The following is a 19,402-nucleotide window of genomic DNA, read 5'->3' as shown; positions in this document are numbered from 1 at the left end:
CGTAATTAAGCCCCAAGATTTTGGGGCTTTTTTTATTTAAGATCGTATTTTACTAAAATTTTATCGTAAGTTCCATCTGCTTTTAGCTCTTCAATAGCATTATTAAATTTATTTATAAGCTCATCTTGTTTGCCTTTGTTAAAAGCAAATGAAAAACCATCACTTCCATCAGGTTCTGTGTGAAAAGCTACTAAGTCAGGATTTTCTTTTAAGTATCCATAAGCTACTGATGAGTCAAATACTGCAACATCAACTTTGCCATTTTTTAAAGCCATTATTACATTAAATGGATCTTTCATAGTTGATACTTTAATATCTTTTAATTCTCTCATAGCTATTTCTTGAACTGTGCCAAGCTGAGTTGAGACAATCTTGCCTTTAATATCTTCTTTTGACTTTATAGAATCATTATCAGCCTTTTTTAAAAAAACATTTTCTGTTGAATAGTAAGGCTTTGTAAAATCAGCTGCTTTTCTTCTTTGCTCAGTTGCGCTCATTCCAGCTGCTATCATATCTATTTTGCCGCTTTTTAAAGCTGGTATTAGCCCATCAAAACCCATGTTTATTATCTCATATTCAAAACCTATTTTTTTACTAATTGCATCTAGTAAGTCCATATCAAAACCAACAATTTGTGAGTTTTTATCAATAAATTCAAATGGAGGAAAACTTGCATTTGTTCCAACTTTTAAACTCTTAGCATTTGCCAAATTCAAACATGCTAACACGACTAATAAAATTTTTAAAAATTTTTTCATATCTATCCTTTTATTAAAAATTTATTTTAAATGATATTTTGTAAGCAAATTATCATAAGTTCCATCAGATTTCAATTCCTCTAAAGCTTCATTTATCTTTGCTATCAAAGCTTCATTTTTGCTTTTTGTAAAAGCTATACCAAAACCTTCAGTTCCATCACCTTCTTCAAAAAATTTAACTAAATCTTTATTTTTACTAAGGTAGTCGTTTGCAACTATTAAATCTAAAATTATAGCATCTACTTTGTTTTGTTTTAAATTCATTATCCCAATATCGGGTGTGTTAAAAGGCTCAATCTGAGCGCCTTCTATCGATGAGGCAATTTTTTCAAACACAGTTTCTTTTTGTGCAGATACTATTTTTCCATTTAGACTTTCTTTGTCTTTTATTTTGCCATTATTTGCCTTTTTTAAATAGACAGTTTTTGTTTGAAAATATGGATGTGAAAAATCAACAAGCGCTTTTCTTTCTTCAGTAATACTAATAGATGATAAGCCCATATCTATACTTTCATCTTGAATAGATGAGATAATTTTATCAAAATTCATATCTTTTATCTCATATTCAAATCCAGCTTTTTGAGCAATAGCGTTTATTAAGTCAATTTCAAAACCAATTGGTTCAAAACTCATACCAATATATGAAAAAGGTTTATAATTTGAATTTGTTCCAACTATTAACACTTTTTTGTTTTCTTGATCTTGTTCTTTTGGTTGTGCTGCTTGTGGTTGCTCTTGTGTTGCTAGAGGTTTAGCTTCTTTTGTATGTTCAGGAGTTTCAGCATTAAGAAAGTTTGCTAAAAAAAACACCATAAAAAAACTCATTATTTTCTTCATCTTTTGCTCCAAATATAAATTTTCACACCATTTTACCATAAATTCCTAATTCTTTTGCTTTTTTAATTGTTAAATTTGACTTTTTGTAAAGAATATTACATTACAAAGATTAAATGAGTTGCATTTTAATATGAAATTTAATGATTTAAAACTTTATTTAAAAAGTCTTCAAGCCTTTTATTTTCTGGATTTGTAAAAAACTCACTTGGTTTTTTATCAACTGCAATCTTTCCTTTATCTATAAAAAACACTCTGCTTGCGACATTTTTTGCAAAACCCATTTCGTGTGTTACAACAAGCATTGTAATGCCTTGTTTTGCTACATCTTTCATGATGGCCAAAACCTCACCAACCATCTCCGGATCAAGTGCAGAAGTTGGTTCATCAAATAAAATAATATCAGGGTTTATCGCTAGACTTCTTGCTATTGCAACGCGTTGTTTTTGACCACCGCTTAGTTTGTGTGGATATTCATTTGCCTTGTCTTTAAGTCCAACTTTTTCTAGTAAATTTAGCCCAATTTCTTCTGCTTTTTTTTCATTATAAATTCCTGCATTAATTGGAGCTAAAGTTAAGTTTTCAAGAACAGTTTTATTGGAAAAAAGATTAAAATGTTGAAAAACCATACTAACTTTTTGGCGAATTTTATTAATGTCTGCATTTTTATCTAAAATATTTTGATCTTTTATGTAAATTTCACCACTACTTGGTTCTTCAAGGCGGTTAATACATCTTAAAAATGTGCTTTTACCACCACCACTTGGTCCAATTATAGCGACAACTTCACCTTTTTTTATCTCAGTAGAAATACCATCTAAAACCTTTAATTTTCCATAATTTTTATACAAATTTTTAATTTTTATCAAATTTTCAGTCATTTTTGTTAAGCCTTGTTTCAAGTATTTTTGCTAAAAGAGTAAAAAATTTCACACTCGCATAGTAAATAACTGCTGCAAAAAGTATAGGTTGAGCTGTAAAAAGTGTAGCTTGAAGACTTTGTGAAAACATTGTTAAGTCAAATATGCCTATCATTCCAACAACCGAAGTTTCTTTAAAAAGTGATATAAACTCATTTGCAAGAGCTGGTAAAATATTTTTTATAGCTTGTGGAAAAACTACTTTTCTCATCGAAACTCCATAGCTAAGTCCCATAGCTCTTGCTGCTTCCATTTGTCCTTTATCTACGCTATTTATACCAGATCTTACTATTTCAGCAACATAAGCAGAACTGTTTAGACCAAGAGCAATTATTGCTGCATAAAGACTATTTGACCAAGCTGCAAAAACTATAAAAGCAAAAACCATAAGTTGTATTAGTATCGGCGTTCCACGTATTAAATCAATATATTCATCAATAATAAAATTTAAAACTTTTATATTTAAAAATTTTAAAAATGCCAAAATAAAACCTAAAACTATACCTATAAAAATACCACCAACAGTAAGTTTAATCGTTACCCAATAGCTTGTTATATAAGATAGTTTTTGTGCCTGACTTAAATCCTTTGGATATGTATAATAAACTGCTACTATGATAACTATTATAAAAAATAAAAATTTTAAGATATTTTCTTTTTTCAATCAATTGCCTTTAAAAAATTTAAACTAAAAGAATACTGAAATTTTGATATTTTTTAGCTTAAATTTAAGAAATTTATTTTTAAATTTATAAATGCCACATAGCTTTAGCAAAAAATACGATTATTATGCATAAAACTAAAGCAATGAGGTGTGAAAATTTGCCAAATGGATCTGGTTTTTTTAATATAGCTACAAAATATACTGAAATAAAAGTTATAACGCACATAAAAATAATCGTAAGAATTTTAAGACTTAAAAAAATTTGTAAATTTGAGTTAAAAAATCCTTTTGAAATGCCGATATAATGACTTCCAAGCCAAATTCCACTTATTAAAAGCAGTAAAAATATCACGCCAAAAACAACCCCACTTCCTTTTGTATAAGCTTTCTTAACGCTTTTATAAGTTTTTTCATCAATGCTTTTTTTAGAAAAAGGATAAATGATGGCATCAAAAAATACATATCCTATAAAAAATATCGCACAAAGTAAATGCATAAATAAAGCAAAAAAATACATTTTAATTCCTATAAAAAATATTTTATAAATTCTAGCTAATTTAAATGTAAATTCTAATGACTTAAATCAATTAAAAAACTAAAAGATATATTTAATTTAATTTTAGATAAAATCAAAGAATTATTTTTTGTAGCGATCGGAGAGTTATGGATTTTAGTACATATTTAGCTATTGGGCTTTATTTTGTGATTTTGCTTTTTATAGGGAAAATTTCTTATAATAAAAATGCTGGATTAAACGAATATTTATTAGATAATAGAAGCCTTGGTCCTTTTGTTACAGCTTTAAGTGCTGGGGCAAGCGATATGAGTGGATGGATGCTTTTAGGGCTTCCTGGAGCGATTTTTTTAAGTGGACTTTGCAATATTTGGATAGCTATTGGACTTACAATCGGGGCTTGGTGTAATTATAAATTCTTAGCAAAAAGACTTAGAGTTTATACAGAAGTAGCCGATGATAGTGTAACAATACCTGATTTTTTAGAAAATAGATTTAAAGATAAAACAAAAGTTTTAAGAATTGTCTCAGGACTTGTTATTTTAGTTTTTTATACACTTTATGTAAGCAGTGGGGTAATTGCAGGCGGAAAAACATTTGCTAGTTTTTTTGGGCTTCCTTTTGCACTTGGAGCAATTTTAACAACTTTAATTGTTGTGTTTTATACATTTTTTGGTGGTTTTAAAGCTGTTTGTTTAACAGATGCTTTTCAAGGTGCGCTTATGTTTTTGGTGCTTATCATAATTCCTCTTGGAGCATATTTTGCACTTGATTTAAATAATACAAGTTTTTTTAAAGAAGTTTTAAGATATGGAAATATCGCTTCTAGTCAACATTTAAATCCATTTTCAAATCAGACATTTTTAGGTATTTTGGGACTTCTTGCTTGGGGGCTTGGATATTTTGGACAACCTCATATAATAGTTAGATTTATGGCTATAAGAAGTTCAAAAGAGCTTGATCAAGCTAGAAATATAGGAATTTCATGGATGGCTTTGGGGCTTTTGGGTGCTGTTTGCAGTGGGCTTATTGGTTTTGTTTATTTTAATCAGCAAGGAATTAACCTAAAAGATGCTGAAACTGTATTTTTAGAACTTGGCAAGACACTATTTCATCCATTTTTTGTAGGAATTATTATAACTGCTGTTTTGGCTGCTATAATGAGTACTATGTCAAGTCAACTTTTAGTTACAGCAAGTTCAGTTACAAAGGATTTTATTTTTGCTTTTTATAAAAAAGATGTAAGTGCAAAAACCCAAACACTAATAAGTAGAATTTCAGTTGTATTTATAGCTGTAATTTCAACATTTTTAGCTTTCGTTTATAAAAATACTGTTTTAGGTGTTGTAGGAAATGCTTGGGCTGGATTTGGCGCTAGTTTTGGTGCAGTGCTTTTGTTTAGCTTATATTCAAAAAAAATGACCGCACTCTCAGCACTTCTTGGAATGGTAAGTGGTGGTGGAATAGTTATTTTATGGATAGTTTTTAATCTATCAAGTGTGGTTTATGAAATACTTCCTGGCTTTTTTGTTTCAAGTCTTGTAATAATTTTAGTAAATAAATATAGTGAAGTTTTAGGAAAAATGACGGATGAGCCAAAACAAAGTGCTATTTTTGCAGAGTTTGAAAAAATGAAAAAAAGAAGTGATGATGGTAAATAACCTAGTAAAATGTCCAAAATGTGGCAGTGAGTTTCCAATAAATGAAAGCATAAAAGAAGAGTTAAGAAAAGAGTATAACTTAAAATTTATAGCAATTAAAAATGAGCTAGAAAAAGAGAAATTAAATTTAAAACAAAAAGAGGCAAAATTTAATGAGAATTTACAAAATGCTCTTAATTTAGAACTTCAAAAGGAAAAAATAAATTTAAAAAATGCTTTAAAAAATGAACTTGAAAAAGAAAATTTGCAAAAATTCGAATCATTAAATAAAGAGCTTTTAGATAAATCAGCTAAAATTTCAGAGCTTAATAAACAAACTGCCGAGATTGAAGCACTAAAGCGCAAAAATTTAGAGCTTGAATCAGAATATAAAGTTAAAATGCAAGCAGCCTTAAATGAAAAAATAAAAGATGAAAAAGAAAAAATTTCAAAACAATTAAATGATGAAAATGAACTCAAATTTAAGGAATTTGAAAAGCAAAAAGATGACTTAATAAAACAAATTAATGAGTTAAAAAGAAAAAGTGAACTTACTTCACAGCAACTCCAAGGTGAGGTTATGGAACTTGCTATTGAGGAGTTTTTAAGTGCGAAATTTCCACTTGATGAGATTATGGAAGTTCCAAAAGGTAAAAATGGTGCTGATTGTGAACATATCGTAAAAAATAAATTTGGCATTAAGTGCGGAAAAATAATTTATGAAAGCAAAAGAACTAAAAATTTTGGTTCTGATTGGATAGCAAAACTAAAAGATGATATGCTTCAAAGTGGTGCAGATATCGGGGTTTTAGTAACTCAAACTATGCCAAAAGAATTTGATAGAATGGGACTAATGGATGGCATTTGGGTTTGTAGTTTTGACGAGTTTAAAGGACTTTGCGCAGTGCTTAGAGAAAGCATCATAAAAATATCAAGTGCAAAAGTAAATTCTCAAAATACTGATTTAAAAATGGGGCTTTTATATAAGTATCTAACTTCAAATAAATTTAAAATGCAAGTTGAAATGGTTGTTGAAAGTTTTAATAATATGCAAAATAGCCTAATAAAAGAGCAAAATGCGATGAAAAAGATCTGGAAAGAAAGAGAAATTGCTATAGAAAAAGCAAGAGATAGCGCTATTGATATGTTTGGTGAGATAAAAGGCATTGCCGGTGAAAGTGTGGCAAGTGTTGAGAGCTTGGAGATTGACAATATATTAGAATTAAAAGATGAATGAGTCTTTCAGGAAAATAGCTTTAACTTTTTGTTTTGTAAATTTATGCTTTGCAAATGTAGTAGATGATTTTTTTGACGAGATAATAAATAGTTGTTATTTAAAAAAATATGATGATTTAAAACATATGCTTGATAAAAATAAAAGTTTAGCAAACTCACAAATCAAAGGTGTAAGGGCGTTAGACTTTGTTTTAAATTTAGATACTCTTAAATTTGATGAAATAAAAAACTCAAAATTTAGAGAAATTTTGGATAATTTAGATTTTAAAACTTGCAAATTTGAAATTTTGGAAATTTTAACTAATTATGATTTAAATATTAGCTACTTAGTAAAAGATACTTATACGCCTCTTGTTGCTATTTTAGATAACAAATTTTTATCAAATAAAGAAAAAATTAAAATTTCACAAATCTTATTGAAAAATCAAACCGATGATTTAAAAAATATTTCTAGGATAAATTTGGCTTGGCAAATAAGCATTGTAGAAGCGGCGTATTTAAAAAATGACTTAGAAATGTTTAAAGTCTATCTTGAAATGGGATTTATCTTTGACGATACTTTGGCTTACATCATGCTTGAGCCATATTTCAAATACCCAAAAATCATAGATGTTTTTAGCACTAAAAAAGTGGATAAAAGCTTATTGACTAAGATGGAAAATGATAAGAAATTTTTAAAAGAATTAGAGTTATCTCACAAATATTCATTGTATTTTGTTAAATTTTTGCATTCTAAAAAGATATATTTTGATATAAATAAAGTTAGTCAGTATTTAAAAATATATGAATTTATGAAACTAGTAAATAATAAAAAGAGTTCAGATTTACTACAAGTTTTTATACTTAGTTATTTTAAATAAAATTATAAATTTGCCACCAAATAGGTGGCAAATTTTTATTTAACCTCTATTTTTTTAGCAACTTTTGGTGCTACTTTAGGGATTAAAATTTCAAGTACTCCATTTTCAAAAGATGCTTGTATATTTTCTTTATCAACGCTATCAGGAAGTGAAAAACTTCTACTAAACTTACCAAAAACGCTTTCTACTTTGTAGTAGTCATCTTCTTTAATTTCATTTTTAATTTTTCTCTCTCCGCTTATTGAGATATGGTTTTTATCCAAATCAACACTTACATCTTCTTTTTTGACTCCTGGAAGATCAACTTCTATGTAGTATGCTTTATCATCTTCTCTTGTATTTACAGATGGAGTAAATCCAGAAATACTTTTTTCACTACTTAATGGAAGATTGAAAAATCTATCTCCAAGTTCTGAAAAACTAATAAATGGTTCATATCTTTTAACTTTCATAATTTTCTCCTTTAAGTTAAATTATTTATTTAAATTGAGTGTATTATACTAAACTTTATAAAAAATGTCAAGTATTTTTAGCAATTTAATATAATAAGTGCTAATAAAATTTATAAATATAAATTTGCTTTTGAATTAATGCTTAAAATTAAACTAAAAATTTACTCAAATGTTTGTAAATTATTATAATTTAATAATTATTTAGATAAAATCAACCAATCATTATTTTATGAAAGGATAAGAATGTCTATTGAAAATAAAAAAAGAAGAGATTTTATAGGACTTTCTTTTACTGCGGTTGCAGCAGTTGGCGGACTTGCCGGACTTGTAGCCATGAAAAAAACTTGGGATCCGCTTCCAAGCGTTAAAGCTGCAGGTTTTACAACAGTTGATTTAAGTGCTGTTGTAGAGGGGGAGCTTTATCAAACCCAGTGGAGAAAAAAACCTATTTTCATACTTAAGAAATCATCTGATATGAAACCTGATGATTCTAGGGATGTTGTAGTTGGAGATGCTAGATATACAGTTTGTATCGGGCTTTGCACACATTTGGGCTGTATTCCAAGCTTTAAAAATAACCAATTTATTTGTGCTTGTCATGGTGGGCTTTTTGATGCCAGTGGAAATGCAACTTTTGGACCACCACCTCGTGGACTTGATATCCCTCCATTTAAGATAGAAGGAACAACTTTAGTTTTGGGCGAAGTTGGGCCTGAGTATGAAAAACTTGTTGGTAAAGCATAAGGAGGATTAGATGGCGAGAATTAGAAAAGCTACTAGTCTTGGTGATTGGTTTGACCAAAGACTAGCTATAAATAAGTTTTGGAAAGTTATGGTTGCTGAGTATTGGATACCTAAAAATATCAGCTTTCTTTGGGCTATGGGAGTTATCCTTTTAGCACTTTTTGTTCTTTTAATAATAAGTGGCTTAATGCTAATGTGTTATTATAAGCCTGATACTATGCTTGCATTTGATAGTGTTAATAAAACAATTATGCAAGAAGTAGAGTATGGATGGCTTTGGAGACATATGCACGCAATAGCTGCTTCAGTTACATTCTTAATCATATATATTCATACACTAACAGGAATTTATTACCGCTCTTATAAGCAAGGCAGAGAGATGATTTGGATAAGTGGTATTATACTTATGGTTGTTTTCTCAGCTGAGGCATTTAGTGGATATATGCTTCCTTGGGGACAGATGAGCTATTGGGCAGCCCAAGTTATAACTCAACTTTTTGGTGGAATTCCATTTATTGGAGATGCTGTTGTTGAGTGGATGAGAGGAGATTATGCAGTAAGTGACCCAACTTTAACAAGATTTTTTATGCTTCATGTTTGTTTGCTTCCACTTGTTGTTATAGTTGCTTTAGCACTTCACTTTTATGCTTTAAGATTTCCACATGTAAATAATTTAACAGGTGAGGAAATAGATTTTGACTTAGAAGCTGAAAAATACTTAGAAGGAAAAACAAAAGAGAGTAAAGTTATTCCGTTTTGGCCTGGATTTTTAGCAAAAGACTTTTATTATGTTTCTATATTTATGGTATTTTTCTTCTATCTTGTAGGGTTTAATTTTGGCTTTGCAATGGATCCTATAAATTTCGATCCAGCAAATAGCTTAAAAACACCGCCGCATATATATCCTGAATGGTATTTTTTATGGGAGTATGAAATTTTAAGAGGATTCTTCTTTGATGTTGGACCTTTAAAAGCTGCTGATATCGGGCTTATTGCATTTGCTTTTGCTATGGTTTCATTAGCATTTATTCCATGGCTTGATAGAAGTGATGTTGTGGCTCCCGCCCATAAGAATAAAGGATTTTTTGTATGGTTTTGGGTGCTTTTAATTGATTTAATACTTTTAAGTATTTTTGGTAAATTACCTGCTGATGGCTTTACTTTTGGAATTGCAAATACTTATATAGGTTTTGTCTTATCAATGCTTTATATTATTCTCATCCTAGTTGCATTGCCGCTTGTAACTATCGCAGAAAGAAAAAGGGGTTAAGATGAAAGGGTTAAAACCATTATTAGTAGTTATATTTTTTACACTATTGTTGTATTGGGGGATAGAGCCTTACGCTCATTCAAAACTTAATCCACATGTTGATCCAGCAAATTATGATTTTGCGGCTGAAGATATAACTTTAGCAAAAACTAATGTTGAAAAAGCAGAAGAAAATGTTAAAAAAGCAGAAAAATCAGGTCTTGAAGATATGATAAAAAATGCAAAACTTGACCTTAATAATGCTAAGTCAAATTTAGATAAATACAGTGCTTTTTGGGATGAGATAAATCAAATAGATTTAACAAAAGGCAATGCCGCAACTGGTGCGGAAACATTTTTAATGGCTGGATGTACAGCGTGTCACGGTGTTGAGTCAGCCGGTATGCCAGCTCCACTAGGTGCAATGGATGCAAGCCAAGCTTACGGAGTAAATCCACCTGATTTAAGTATAGCTGGCAAGATTTTTGATGATAAATTTTTAGCAGCACTTATTAAAGATCCGGTTATGGCTCAAAAGCTAGATCATAAATTTGGTGATGAAGTCCCTTATCCAATGCCTGGATTTTTCGGCGTAGGTGGTGACATTAATCAAGAATTAGCTGATATTGTTGCATACTTAAAATCAATCGTTCCAAGCGATGATGGCATTGTAGAGCTTTATGCAAATAAAATGGTTGCAAAAGAGGAATTAAGCGAAAGTGACAAAGCTAAATTTATAGATGGTCTAAGTAAAAACGATAAAGAAAATATCATAAATAAAGTAATCTATGCAGATGCTTGTCAAAGATGTCATGATATGAAATATGATGATGTTTATGCCGATGGAGATAAATCAAGCATTGCAGCATACCTTGGCTCAACTCCACCTGATCTTTCTATGTACATAAGATCAAGAAGTAAAGAATTTTTACATAACTTTTTGAATGATACTCAAAAGATGCTTCCAGGAACTGCTATGCCAAGAGTTGGCTTAAATCAAGAAAGTGAAACTAAAGTCATAGAATATATGGAAAATATTGGAGATAGTAAAAAAGCTGAAAGAGAAAGCTTATCTATTTACATAATGATATATTTTGTGATACTTGCTGTATTTGCTGGACTTTGGAAAAGAAAAGTTTGGTCAAATCTTCACTAAATTAAAATTTAAATTTATAATAAAAAACCTCTCGTTCCAAATTATTTTCTACTTGTAATTTAAGAAAATCACAAGTAGAAAATTTATAATAAAAAATTTATTTTATATATCTTTATGAGAGTTGTTTTTTCTACTTTGCATTTTTATATAAATATGAAGTAGATCAATTGCTGCTGGAGTTATGCCGCTAATTTCACTTGCTGCAAATAAAGTTGGTGGATTAAATTTATTTAGCTTTTCAACTACTTCATTGCTAAGGCCTGAAATTTTTTTAAAATCTAAATCGCTAGGAATTTTAACATTTAACATCTCTTTCATTTTTTTAACTTCATCAAGTTGCATTTGAATGTAGAAATAATATTTGCATTCTATTAAAATTTCCTCACAACTTCTATTATCTAAATTTTCAAAGAAACTGTTAATTTGTTTTAATTTTTCTTTGTTAAAGCTTTTTCTAGCGACTATTTTTTGCCAAGTAACGATATTCGTTATTTTTTCTTCTCCAAGTTTTTCTAAAAAATTATTATTTTCATTTGATGGATTAAGTGAAGTATTGGTTAAAAAGTCCATTCCTTTTTTTACATTTTCTTTTACTTTTTGTGAAAAATTATAAATTTCATCATCTAAAAGCCCAATATTGTGTCCATACTCACATAGTCTTAAAAATGCATTATCTTCTCTTAGTAAAAGTCTATATTCAGCCCTACTTGTAAACATTCTATATGGCTCTTTTGTTCCTTTTGTAACAAGATCATCTATCATAACACCGATATAGGCTTCATCTCTTCTTAGTATCAAAGGGCTTTTTTCATCAGACTCAAGCGAGGCATTTATACCAGCCATAAGTCCTTGAGCTGCGGCTTCTTCATATCCAGTTGTGCCATTTATCTGTCCGGCTAGAAAAAGTCCTTTTATCTTTTTTGTCTCAAGTGAGTGTTTTAATTCAGTAGGCTCGACAAAATCATACTCAATTGCATATCCGTGTCTTACAATTTTAGCGTTTTCAAAACCTTTTATTGTTTTAAGCATTGCTTTTTGCACCTCAAATGGAAGCGAGGATGAAAGCCCATTTATATAATATTCAGTTGCATCTTTTGTTTGAGGCTCAATAAAAAGATGATGTCTATCTCTATCTTTAAATCTATTTACTTTATCTTCTATGCTAGGGCAGTATCTTGGTCCCACACCTGCTATTTGTCCTGTAAAAATTGGAGCTTTATCAAAATTTGCTCTTATTATTTCATGTGTTTTTTCATTTGTATAAGTTATATAGCAAGGAAGTTGTTTGGGATTAAAATTTTTTGTTCTTAGGCTAAAAGGTTTTGGATTTTCATCTCCGCCTTGAATTTCTAAATCTTTAAAATCGATACTATTTCCAAGCACTCTTGAGCAAGTTCCAGTTTTTAATCTCCCCATATTTAAGCCAAGACTTTTTAAAGAAGTTGATAAAGATTTTGAACTTAACTCTCCAACTCTTCCTGCCTCAAGTTTATTTGTGCCAACATGAATTAGTCCGTTTAAAAAAGTTCCTGTTGTAATTATTAATTTTTTAGTATAGTAAATACTATCAAGATGAGTTTTTACGCCCTGTATTTCTCCATCTTTCGTTAAAATTTCAGTTGCAATTTCTTGGGTTACATCTAAATTTTTTGTGTTTAAAAGTGTATTTCTTTGATAAATTCTATATTTATCCATGTCAATTTGAGCTCTACTTCCCCTAACTGCTGGACCTTTACTTTCGTTTAATACACGAAATTGAATACCACACTCATCAGTTGCTACACCCATCCAGCCGCCAAGAGCATCTATTTCTTTTACTAGGTGTCCTTTTGCTAAACCTCCAATTGCAGGATTGCAACTTGCTGCTCCGATTTGCTCTGCTAAAATCGTTATAAGAAGAGTTTTTTTACCCATTTTTGCAGCAGCCAAACACGCTTCAATTCCAGCGTGTCCACCACCTACGACTATTACATCATAATTCATTTTTTACATTCCTTTAAAATTAAAGCTTAGATTTTATCAAAATTTATGTTAATTTTATATAATGTGACTTCAATTTAAAAACTAAAATATAAAAAAGGAAAAATTTTGAGTTTTATTTCAGATTTGACAAATTTAGTCATAAAAACAGAAGATATTACAAAAGAAGATGCTTTAAAGTTAGCCTGTAGCAGTGATTTAGAAGAGCTTTTAGAAAATGCCGATAAAATAAGAAAACATTTTTGTAAAAACAATTTTAACCTTTGCTCAATTATAAACGCAAAATCAGGAAAATGTAGCGAGAACTGCAAATATTGCGCTCAATCAGCTCATTTTAAAACAAATTCACTAAATTACTCACTTTTAAACGATGATATAATTTTTAAAGAAGCTTTTAAATTTGAAGAAAAAGGCGTTCATAGATTTTCTTTAGTTATGAGCGGAAAAGGTGTAAAAGATAATTCAGATGAGCTTAATAGGCTTGAAGAAATTTATAAATACTTAACTAAAAACTCCAAAATCCATCTTTGTGGTTCTTTTGGTATAGTTAGTCTTGAAACTCTTAAAAAATTGAAAAATGCAGGGCTTAAAACATATCATCACAATCTCGAAACTTCAAGACGCTTTTTTCCAAAAATTTGCTCAACTCACACTTATGATGATAGAATAAATACCATTAAAAACGCGAAATTAGCTGGACTTGATGTTTGTAGTGGAGCGATTTTTGGAATGGGAGAAAATTTGGAAGATAGAATTAATTTAGCATTTGATTTAAAAAAGTTTAATGTTTCAAGTGTGCCTTTAAATATTTTAACACCGATAAAAGGAACTCCACTTGAGAATTTACCTCCATTACCAAAAGATGAAATTTTAAAAAGTATTGCAATTTTTAGATTTATTTTGCCAAAGGCTTATTTGAGGTATGCAGGTGGAAGAAATAATCTTGGTGAATTTGTAGAAACTGGGTTAAAAGGTGGTATAAACTCAGCTTTAACGGGTGATTTTTTAACAACTAAAGGTGATGGTGTTGAAAATGATAAAAAGATGGTTTTAAAAAATGGATTTGAAATTTAAAATACAAATTTGGAGAGAATATGTTTAATGGGCTTATAAGAGAATTTGGTGAAGTTGTAAAATTTGATGGAAAAACTTTAAGTTTAAAATCAAATTTAAAGCCAAATATAGGTGATAGCATTGCTGTAAATGGAGCTTGCTTAAGCGTTGTAAAAGTTTTTGATAATGGCTTTAATGTTGAGCTTAGTGATGAGAGCAAAAGTGTTTTGGCGGTGCAGAATTTAAAAGGTAAAGTTCATTTAGAGCCTGCTTTAAAAGTTGGTGATAGAGTTGATGGGCATTTTGTTCAAGGGCATATTGACGGGCTTGGTGAAATTTATAAAATCACGCCTTTAAAAAGCGGATGTGACTTTTTTATAAAGCTTCCTTTAAGCATAATGCCTTTAATGGCGAATAAAGGAAGCGTGGCAATTGATGGAGTTAGTTTAACAATAAGTGAAGTTTTAAAAGATTCTATAAGGCTTACGATAATCCCACTAACTATGAAAGATACGCTATTTGGCGAGTATAAAGTTGGTAGGATTGTAAATGTTGAAAGTGATCTTTTAGCAAGATATGTTAAGCAAATTTTAAGTTTTAAAGATGAGAAAAAAGGACTTTCTTGGGAAGAAGTGGAGAGAATTTCAAGTCTTTACTAGACGATAAAATTATAAATTCTGGCTTTACAAATAGATTTGCAGGCGTTTCAAAAAAGCCTTTTGATAGCTTAAATTTTGGCTATCATGTTGGGGATGATGCAAAAAATGTTAGAAAAAATAGAGAAATTTTAAAGCGTATTTTAGGCGTTAAAAAGGCTATTTTTATGGAACAGATTCACTCAGATAAAGTTGAAATTTATAAAAATCTAAATCAAATTTTACCGCCATGTGATGCAGTCATTACAAATTTAAAAAATATTGCACTTTGTGTTATGGTGGCTGATTGTATGCCAGTTATTTTATACTCAAACAAATGCGTAGCAGCTGTTCATGCTGGAAGAAGTGGCGTTATAAAAGGCATTATTTTAAAAACTATAAATTTGATGAAAAGTGAGTTTAATGCTGGTGAAATTCATCTAAAAATTGGACCTTTTATACAAAAAAACTGCTATGAAATAGGAAATTTAGACCTAGGAGAATTTAATAAATTTGTTCATTTAAACCAAGAAAACAAAAGATGTTTTGATTTAAAATCAGCAGTTTTAGACGAGATTAAAAACTTAAATTTAAAAAGTGTGGAAATTTCACAAATTTGCACGCACTGTGATAAAAACTACTTTTCATATAGAAGAGAAAAAACCACAGGAAGATTTATAGGTTTTGTTTATTTAAACTAAATTTCAGCATTTTTTGGTATCATTAGCCCTTTATTTCACACATGCAAATCCTTATTTAGTTGCAAATTTGCTAAGGTGCGTGGAGGAAGAAAAACTAAATATTTTTTAAGGAGAAACTCATGATTACAATGAGAGATTTACTAGAGTGTGGCGTGCATTTTGGTCACCAAACAAGAAGATGGAACCCAAAGATGAAAAAATTTATCTTTGGCGAGAGAAAAGGCATTTATATTATAGATTTGCAAAAAACTATAAGATATTTCAGACATACTTATAATATCGTTCGTGACGCAGCAGCTGAGGGAAAGACTATTTTATTTGTTGGAACAAAAAAACAAGCTGGTCAAACAATTAAAGAATATGCCGAAAAATGCGGTATGCCATATGTAAATCATCGCTGGTTAGGCGGAATGCTAACAAATTTTGGAACGATTAGAAAATCAATTAGAAAACTTGAAGTAATCGAACAAATGGAAGAAGATGGCTCAGTTGATTTACTAACAAAAAAAGAAGCTTTAATGCTTAAAAGACAAAAAGATAAATTAATTGCTTATCTTGGCGGTATTAGAAATATGGAAAAACTTCCTGATATGATGTTTATAATTGATGTTGCAAAAGAAAAAATCGCTGTTCAAGAGGCTAATAGATTAGGTATTCCTATTGTTGCTCCGCTTGATACAAACTGTGATCCAGATCTTGTAACTTATCCAATTCCTGGAAATGATGATGCGATTAGATCAGTTCAATTATTTTGCAGTGAAATGGCAGAAGCAATCAATGAGGGTAAAGCTTTAAGAGATGAAGACGGTGAAGAAAAAGTTCCTGCAACACAAGAAGAAAAAGATGAAGTTTTAGATGAGGCTATGAATTTGGATGAAATTGATGTAGATGAAATGGAGGATAAAGAATAATGGCAATAACTGCAGCTATGGTAAAAGAGCTTCGTGAAACAACTGGAGCTGGTATGATGGACTGCAAAAAAGTCCTTGTTGAAACTAATGGCGACATGGAAAAAGCTGTTGCTATTTTAAGAGAAAAAGGTCTTGCAAAAGCAGCAAAAAAAGCTGATAGATTGGCTAGTGAGGGTCTTGCAGGTCTTATTATAAATGATAGTTTCACAAAAGCAAGTTTAATTGAAGTAAATTCAGAAACAGACTTTGTTGCTAAAAATGATAAATTTATTGCTTTAGTGGATGATACTTTAAAATTAATTCAAAATGATAATATCAAGAATTTAGACGAGCTAAATAAAGCAACTATAAATGGTGAAAATTTTGAAGAATATCTAAAATCACAGATTGCAACAATAGGTGAAAATTTAGTAGTTAGAAGATTTGCTACTATAAGCGGTGAAGCTATAAATGGTTATGTTCATTCAAATGGTAAAATAGCTGTGGCAATTGCTGCAAAATGTAGCAATGCTGATAAAGAAAAAGTAGTTGAGTTTTTGAAAAACTTAGCAATGCACGCTGCAGCAATGAAACCAAAAGTAATAAGTTATAAAGAGCTTGATCCAAAATTTGTTGAAGATGAGCTTATCGCTTTAAAAGGTGAGTTTGAAAAAGAAAATGAAGAGCTTGTAAGGCTTGGAAAAACACTTCATCATATTCCCGAATATGGTAGTAGGCTTCAAATAGATGAAGAAGCTATAAAAAAAGCAGAAAATGAAATAAAAGAAGAGCTTAAAAAAGAAGGAAAACCTGAAAAAATTTGGGATAAAATAATCCCTGGTAAGCTTGATAGATTTTTTGCAGATAACACTGTAATTGATCAAAGATGTACTCTTTTGGGTCAATTTTATGTAATGGATGACAAAAAAACAGTTGAGCAAGTTATAGAAGAAAAAAGTAAAGAGCTTGGTGATAAGATAGAAATTACTTCATATGTAAGAATTGAAGTAGGCGAGGGCTTAGAAAAAAAAGTTGATGACTTTGCAGCAGAAGTAGCAGCACAACTATAGGTTATATATGGAACTTTTAAAGAGTGTGGGATTAAAACATAGTTTTGACTACACTCTTTTTGAAAATTTAAACCTAACTCTTTTAAGTAAGCAGAGTTTAGCTATTTTGGGGGTTAGTGGATGTGGAAAATCTACACTTTTACACATTTTATCTACACTTTTAGAGCCAGATGAGGGTGAGGTATTTTATAAAAACATCTCACTTTATTCGCAAAACACAGATGAGAAATTAAAAATTAGACGACACGATTTTGGTATAATTTTTCAATCACACTACCTATTTAAGGGTTTTAGTGCTTATGAAAATATTGAACTTTCTACAATTCTTACAAAGCAAAAAATGGATAATGAGCTTTTTAAAAAGCTTAAAATTGAAAATATCTTAAATCAAAAAGTTGGAGAATTAAGTGGCGGACAACAGCAACGTGTTAGTATTGCAAGAGTACTTAGTAAAAAACCAAGTATTATTTTTGCTGATGAGCCTACTGGAAATTTAGATAAAGATACTGCAAATGATGTTATGAATACTTTATTTGATTATATAAAAAATACAAATTCAGGTCTTATTTTAGTAACTCACGATGAAAAAATTGCTTCAAATTGCGATGAAATTTATATACTTGAAAATAAATTTTTAAAAAAAATTAAATAAAAAATAAAAAACTTTATAAAACTAAGCAATTAATAATCAAATTTATCATAAAATATCATAAAATATATTATAAAAAGGAAATTCCAAATGAAAATTTTACTAAAAAGCGAAAATCCAGCAGTTTTATCAATAGTTGAAATTTGTTGCGAGAGAGCTGGTTTTGATAGACCTTATACAAAGGATGATGGTGAGTTTGATTTGGTGATACAAGATTGTGATAAATTAGAAGATATAACTGATAATAAAGGAACTCTTTTTCTAATTCCAAGAAATTTTGAAAATGAGGTAGGAAATGTAAATTTCATTATAAAACCTTTTTTACCTACTGAATTAATTAAATTTTTAAAAGATTATGAAAGCAAAGCAAATTTCAATGAAAAAAAGTTTTCATTAAGCACTGAAGAGAGTATAAATAATAAAACCGTTTCACTAGTGAGTGAAGAAAACTTAAACAATAAAACTATATCTTTAAAGGATGAAGATAAAGCAAATGAGCTTGAAGAAATTGGCTCTTTAATAGACGAAATTGATGAGATGGATAATTTAAAAACAAATGATGAAGCTCTAGAAGAAGATTCTTTGGATGAAGATAAATTAGATGATTTACTTAAAAATTTAGATGATGATGTGCCTTTAGATGAGTTATTGAATGAGCTTGATGTGGATATTGATGACGAACTTTCTTGTAGCAAAGACAAAAAAGAAGAAGTAAGTGATTTTGAGATTAAGCCCATTTCCATAGATAGTGAGTGCCAAGACGAAAATTTAGATAATGTAATAGAAAATCACGATAAAGAAAAAAAATTAGAGCAAGAAGAGCATGATGTAGAAAAAACAGAAGCCAATAAAGAGCTTGCAACTATTCCATTGGTTATGCACAATGAAAAAAATTTGGAAGATGAAATTTCTAAAGAAGATGAAGAATCAAAAAATATAGAAGAAGTTTTGAAAAATGAAGATTTAAAGACTATTGATGAGCTTTCTTTTTTTGATGAATATGATGAAGTACAACCACATAATCCTCCACTAACAGCTCTTGATATTGAGGAGCTTGATGATAGGTGTGATGATGATACAAACAACCAAGATTTTAAAGATGAAGAATTAAATAATTATGATATTGATGATGAATTTGAAATCAAATTTGATGAGTGCAGAAACCAAGATAAGAAATCTTGCGAAACAAAAGATGATGTTTGTAAAAATCAAGGATTCGTAGGTTTAAATGACCTATTAAACAAAAAAGAAAATGAAACCTCAAATGAAGATCTTAAAAAAATTGCCAAGAAAGAGATGGAAAAAGAACTTGAAGAAGCTTTAAAAAATGGCAAATTTAAAGAGATTTTTAAAGATATGCAAATTAAAATAAAAATTTCTTTTAAAGAAGACTAATA

The 19,402-nt window shown here is 29.6% G+C and carries 20 protein-coding genes; 13 read left to right on the top strand and 7 right to left on the bottom strand.

Going from position 1 to position 19,402, the window contains the following annotated elements:
- Positions 1–32 precede the first annotated feature (32 nt).
- The 5 genes from CURT_RS07430 to CURT_RS07410 form a co-directional block, all read right to left on the bottom strand.
- Entirely contained in the window at positions 33–758 is a 726-nt protein-coding gene (locus tag CURT_RS07430) for a basic amino acid ABC transporter substrate-binding protein (protein ID WP_018712786.1), read from the bottom strand.
- A 21-nt stretch (positions 759–779) separates the two neighbouring features.
- Positions 780–1,634, bottom strand: a complete 855-nt coding sequence (locus tag CURT_RS07425; protein ID WP_018712785.1) for a transporter substrate-binding domain-containing protein — start codon at positions 1,632–1,634, stop codon at positions 780–782.
- 98 nt (positions 1,635–1,732) lie between these two features.
- Positions 1,733–2,461 (bottom strand): amino acid ABC transporter ATP-binding protein, encoded by a 729-nt coding sequence (locus CURT_RS07420; protein WP_026320304.1) that lies wholly within the window; start codon positions 2,459–2,461, stop codon positions 1,733–1,735.
- Between the two features lie 4 nt (positions 2,462–2,465).
- Positions 2,466–3,176 carry an amino acid ABC transporter permease gene (locus CURT_RS07415; RefSeq protein ID WP_018712783.1) on the bottom strand — a complete coding sequence of 237 codons (711 nt, stop codon included), beginning with the start codon at positions 3,174–3,176 and terminating at the stop codon, positions 2,466–2,468.
- An 85-nt stretch (positions 3,177–3,261) separates the two neighbouring features.
- The gene (locus tag CURT_RS07410; protein ID WP_018712782.1) at positions 3,262–3,693 is read right to left on the bottom strand and encodes a hypothetical protein; all 432 of its coding nucleotides are present in this window, start codon (positions 3,691–3,693) and stop codon (positions 3,262–3,264) included.
- Positions 3,694–3,839: 146 nt separating this feature from the next.
- Here CURT_RS07410 and putP point away from each other — a divergent pair, with 146 nt between their 5' ends.
- From putP to CURT_RS07395, 3 genes are read left to right on the top strand one after another with little or no spacing between them, the layout of a single operon-like run.
- The gene (gene putP, locus CURT_RS07405) at positions 3,840–5,351 is read left to right on the top strand and encodes a sodium/proline symporter PutP (protein ID WP_018712781.1); all 1,512 of its coding nucleotides are present in this window, start codon (positions 3,840–3,842) and stop codon (positions 5,349–5,351) included.
- On the top strand, positions 5,341–6,567 hold the full coding sequence (locus tag CURT_RS07400; protein ID WP_018712780.1) for a DUF2130 domain-containing protein: 1,227 nt from the start codon (positions 5,341–5,343) through the stop codon (positions 6,565–6,567). Before putP ends, CURT_RS07400 begins: the two co-directional genes overlap by 11 nt.
- Positions 6,560–7,426, top strand: a complete 867-nt coding sequence (locus CURT_RS07395; RefSeq protein WP_018712779.1) for a hypothetical protein — start codon at positions 6,560–6,562, stop codon at positions 7,424–7,426. Before CURT_RS07400 ends, CURT_RS07395 begins: the two co-directional genes overlap by 8 nt.
- Positions 7,427–7,461: 35 nt before the next feature.
- On the opposite strand, the gene CURT_RS07390 is transcribed toward CURT_RS07395, so the two are convergent.
- Positions 7,462–7,878: an Hsp20/alpha crystallin family protein gene (locus tag CURT_RS07390; RefSeq protein WP_018712778.1), complete on the bottom strand. Its 417-nt coding sequence runs from the start codon at positions 7,876–7,878 to the stop codon at positions 7,462–7,464.
- A gap of 243 nt (positions 7,879–8,121) precedes the next feature.
- On the opposite strand from CURT_RS07390, the gene petA reads away from it, so the two are divergent.
- Genes petA through CURT_RS07375 form a run of 3 tightly spaced genes read left to right on the top strand, consistent with a single transcriptional unit; the run spans position 8,122 to position 11,027 of the window.
- Entirely contained in the window at positions 8,122–8,622 is a 501-nt protein-coding gene (gene petA, locus CURT_RS07385) for a ubiquinol-cytochrome c reductase iron-sulfur subunit (RefSeq protein WP_016646661.1), read from the top strand.
- A gap of 10 nt (positions 8,623–8,632) precedes the next feature.
- Positions 8,633–9,892: a cytochrome b gene (locus tag CURT_RS07380; protein ID WP_018712777.1), complete on the top strand. Its 1,260-nt coding sequence runs from the start codon at positions 8,633–8,635 to the stop codon at positions 9,890–9,892.
- A gap of 1 nt (position 9,893) precedes the next feature.
- Positions 9,894–11,027, top strand: coding sequence for a c-type cytochrome (locus CURT_RS07375; RefSeq protein WP_018712776.1), 1,134 nt, complete (start codon positions 9,894–9,896; stop codon positions 11,025–11,027).
- Positions 11,028–11,129: 102 nt separating this feature from the next.
- Here the strand turns inward: CURT_RS07375 and mnmG are convergent, their stop codons facing one another.
- Complete coding sequence (gene mnmG / locus CURT_RS07370) at positions 11,130–13,010, bottom strand: tRNA uridine-5-carboxymethylaminomethyl(34) synthesis enzyme MnmG (RefSeq protein WP_018712775.1); 1,881 nt, start codon at positions 13,008–13,010, stop codon at positions 11,130–11,132.
- A 105-nt stretch (positions 13,011–13,115) separates the two neighbouring features.
- Here mnmG and bioB point away from each other — a divergent pair, with 105 nt between their 5' ends.
- The 7 genes from bioB (at position 13,116) to CURT_RS07335 (ending at position 19,400) form a co-directional block, all read left to right on the top strand.
- Positions 13,116–14,081 carry a biotin synthase BioB gene (gene bioB / locus CURT_RS07365; protein ID WP_018712774.1) on the top strand — a complete coding sequence of 322 codons (966 nt, stop codon included), beginning with the start codon at positions 13,116–13,118 and terminating at the stop codon, positions 14,079–14,081.
- Positions 14,082–14,101: 20 nt separating this feature from the next.
- The gene (locus tag CURT_RS07360; RefSeq protein ID WP_018712773.1) at positions 14,102–14,719 is read left to right on the top strand and encodes a riboflavin synthase; all 618 of its coding nucleotides are present in this window, start codon (positions 14,102–14,104) and stop codon (positions 14,717–14,719) included.
- A complete protein-coding gene (gene pgeF, locus CURT_RS07355) occupies positions 14,683–15,396 on the top strand; it encodes a peptidoglycan editing factor PgeF (RefSeq protein ID WP_018712772.1) in 714 nt (237 codons plus the stop codon). The genes CURT_RS07360 and pgeF overlap by 37 nt, the downstream gene beginning before the upstream one ends.
- Before the next feature lie 119 nt (positions 15,397–15,515).
- A complete protein-coding gene (gene rpsB, locus CURT_RS07350; RefSeq protein WP_018712771.1) occupies positions 15,516–16,307 on the top strand; it encodes a 30S ribosomal protein S2 in 792 nt (263 codons plus the stop codon).
- Entirely contained in the window at positions 16,307–17,356 is a 1,050-nt protein-coding gene (gene tsf / locus CURT_RS07345; protein WP_018712770.1) for a translation elongation factor Ts, read from the top strand. The genes rpsB and tsf overlap by 1 nt, the downstream gene beginning before the upstream one ends.
- Positions 17,357–17,363: 7 nt before the next feature.
- Positions 17,364–18,008, top strand: a complete 645-nt coding sequence (locus CURT_RS07340; RefSeq protein ID WP_018712769.1) for an ABC transporter ATP-binding protein — start codon at positions 17,364–17,366, stop codon at positions 18,006–18,008.
- 87 nt (positions 18,009–18,095) lie between these two features.
- On the top strand, positions 18,096–19,400 hold the full coding sequence (locus tag CURT_RS07335; protein ID WP_018712768.1) for a hypothetical protein: 1,305 nt from the start codon (positions 18,096–18,098) through the stop codon (positions 19,398–19,400).
- The last annotated feature ends 2 nt before the right edge of the window (positions 19,401–19,402 follow it).

The organism is Campylobacter ureolyticus (assembly GCF_013372225.1).
GTDB classification, from domain to species: Bacteria; Campylobacterota; Campylobacteria; order Campylobacterales; family Campylobacteraceae; genus Campylobacter_B; species Campylobacter_B ureolyticus.
The sequence above is the reverse complement of the archived record's forward strand: the minus strand, read 5'-3'. Positions and strand labels throughout refer to the sequence as shown.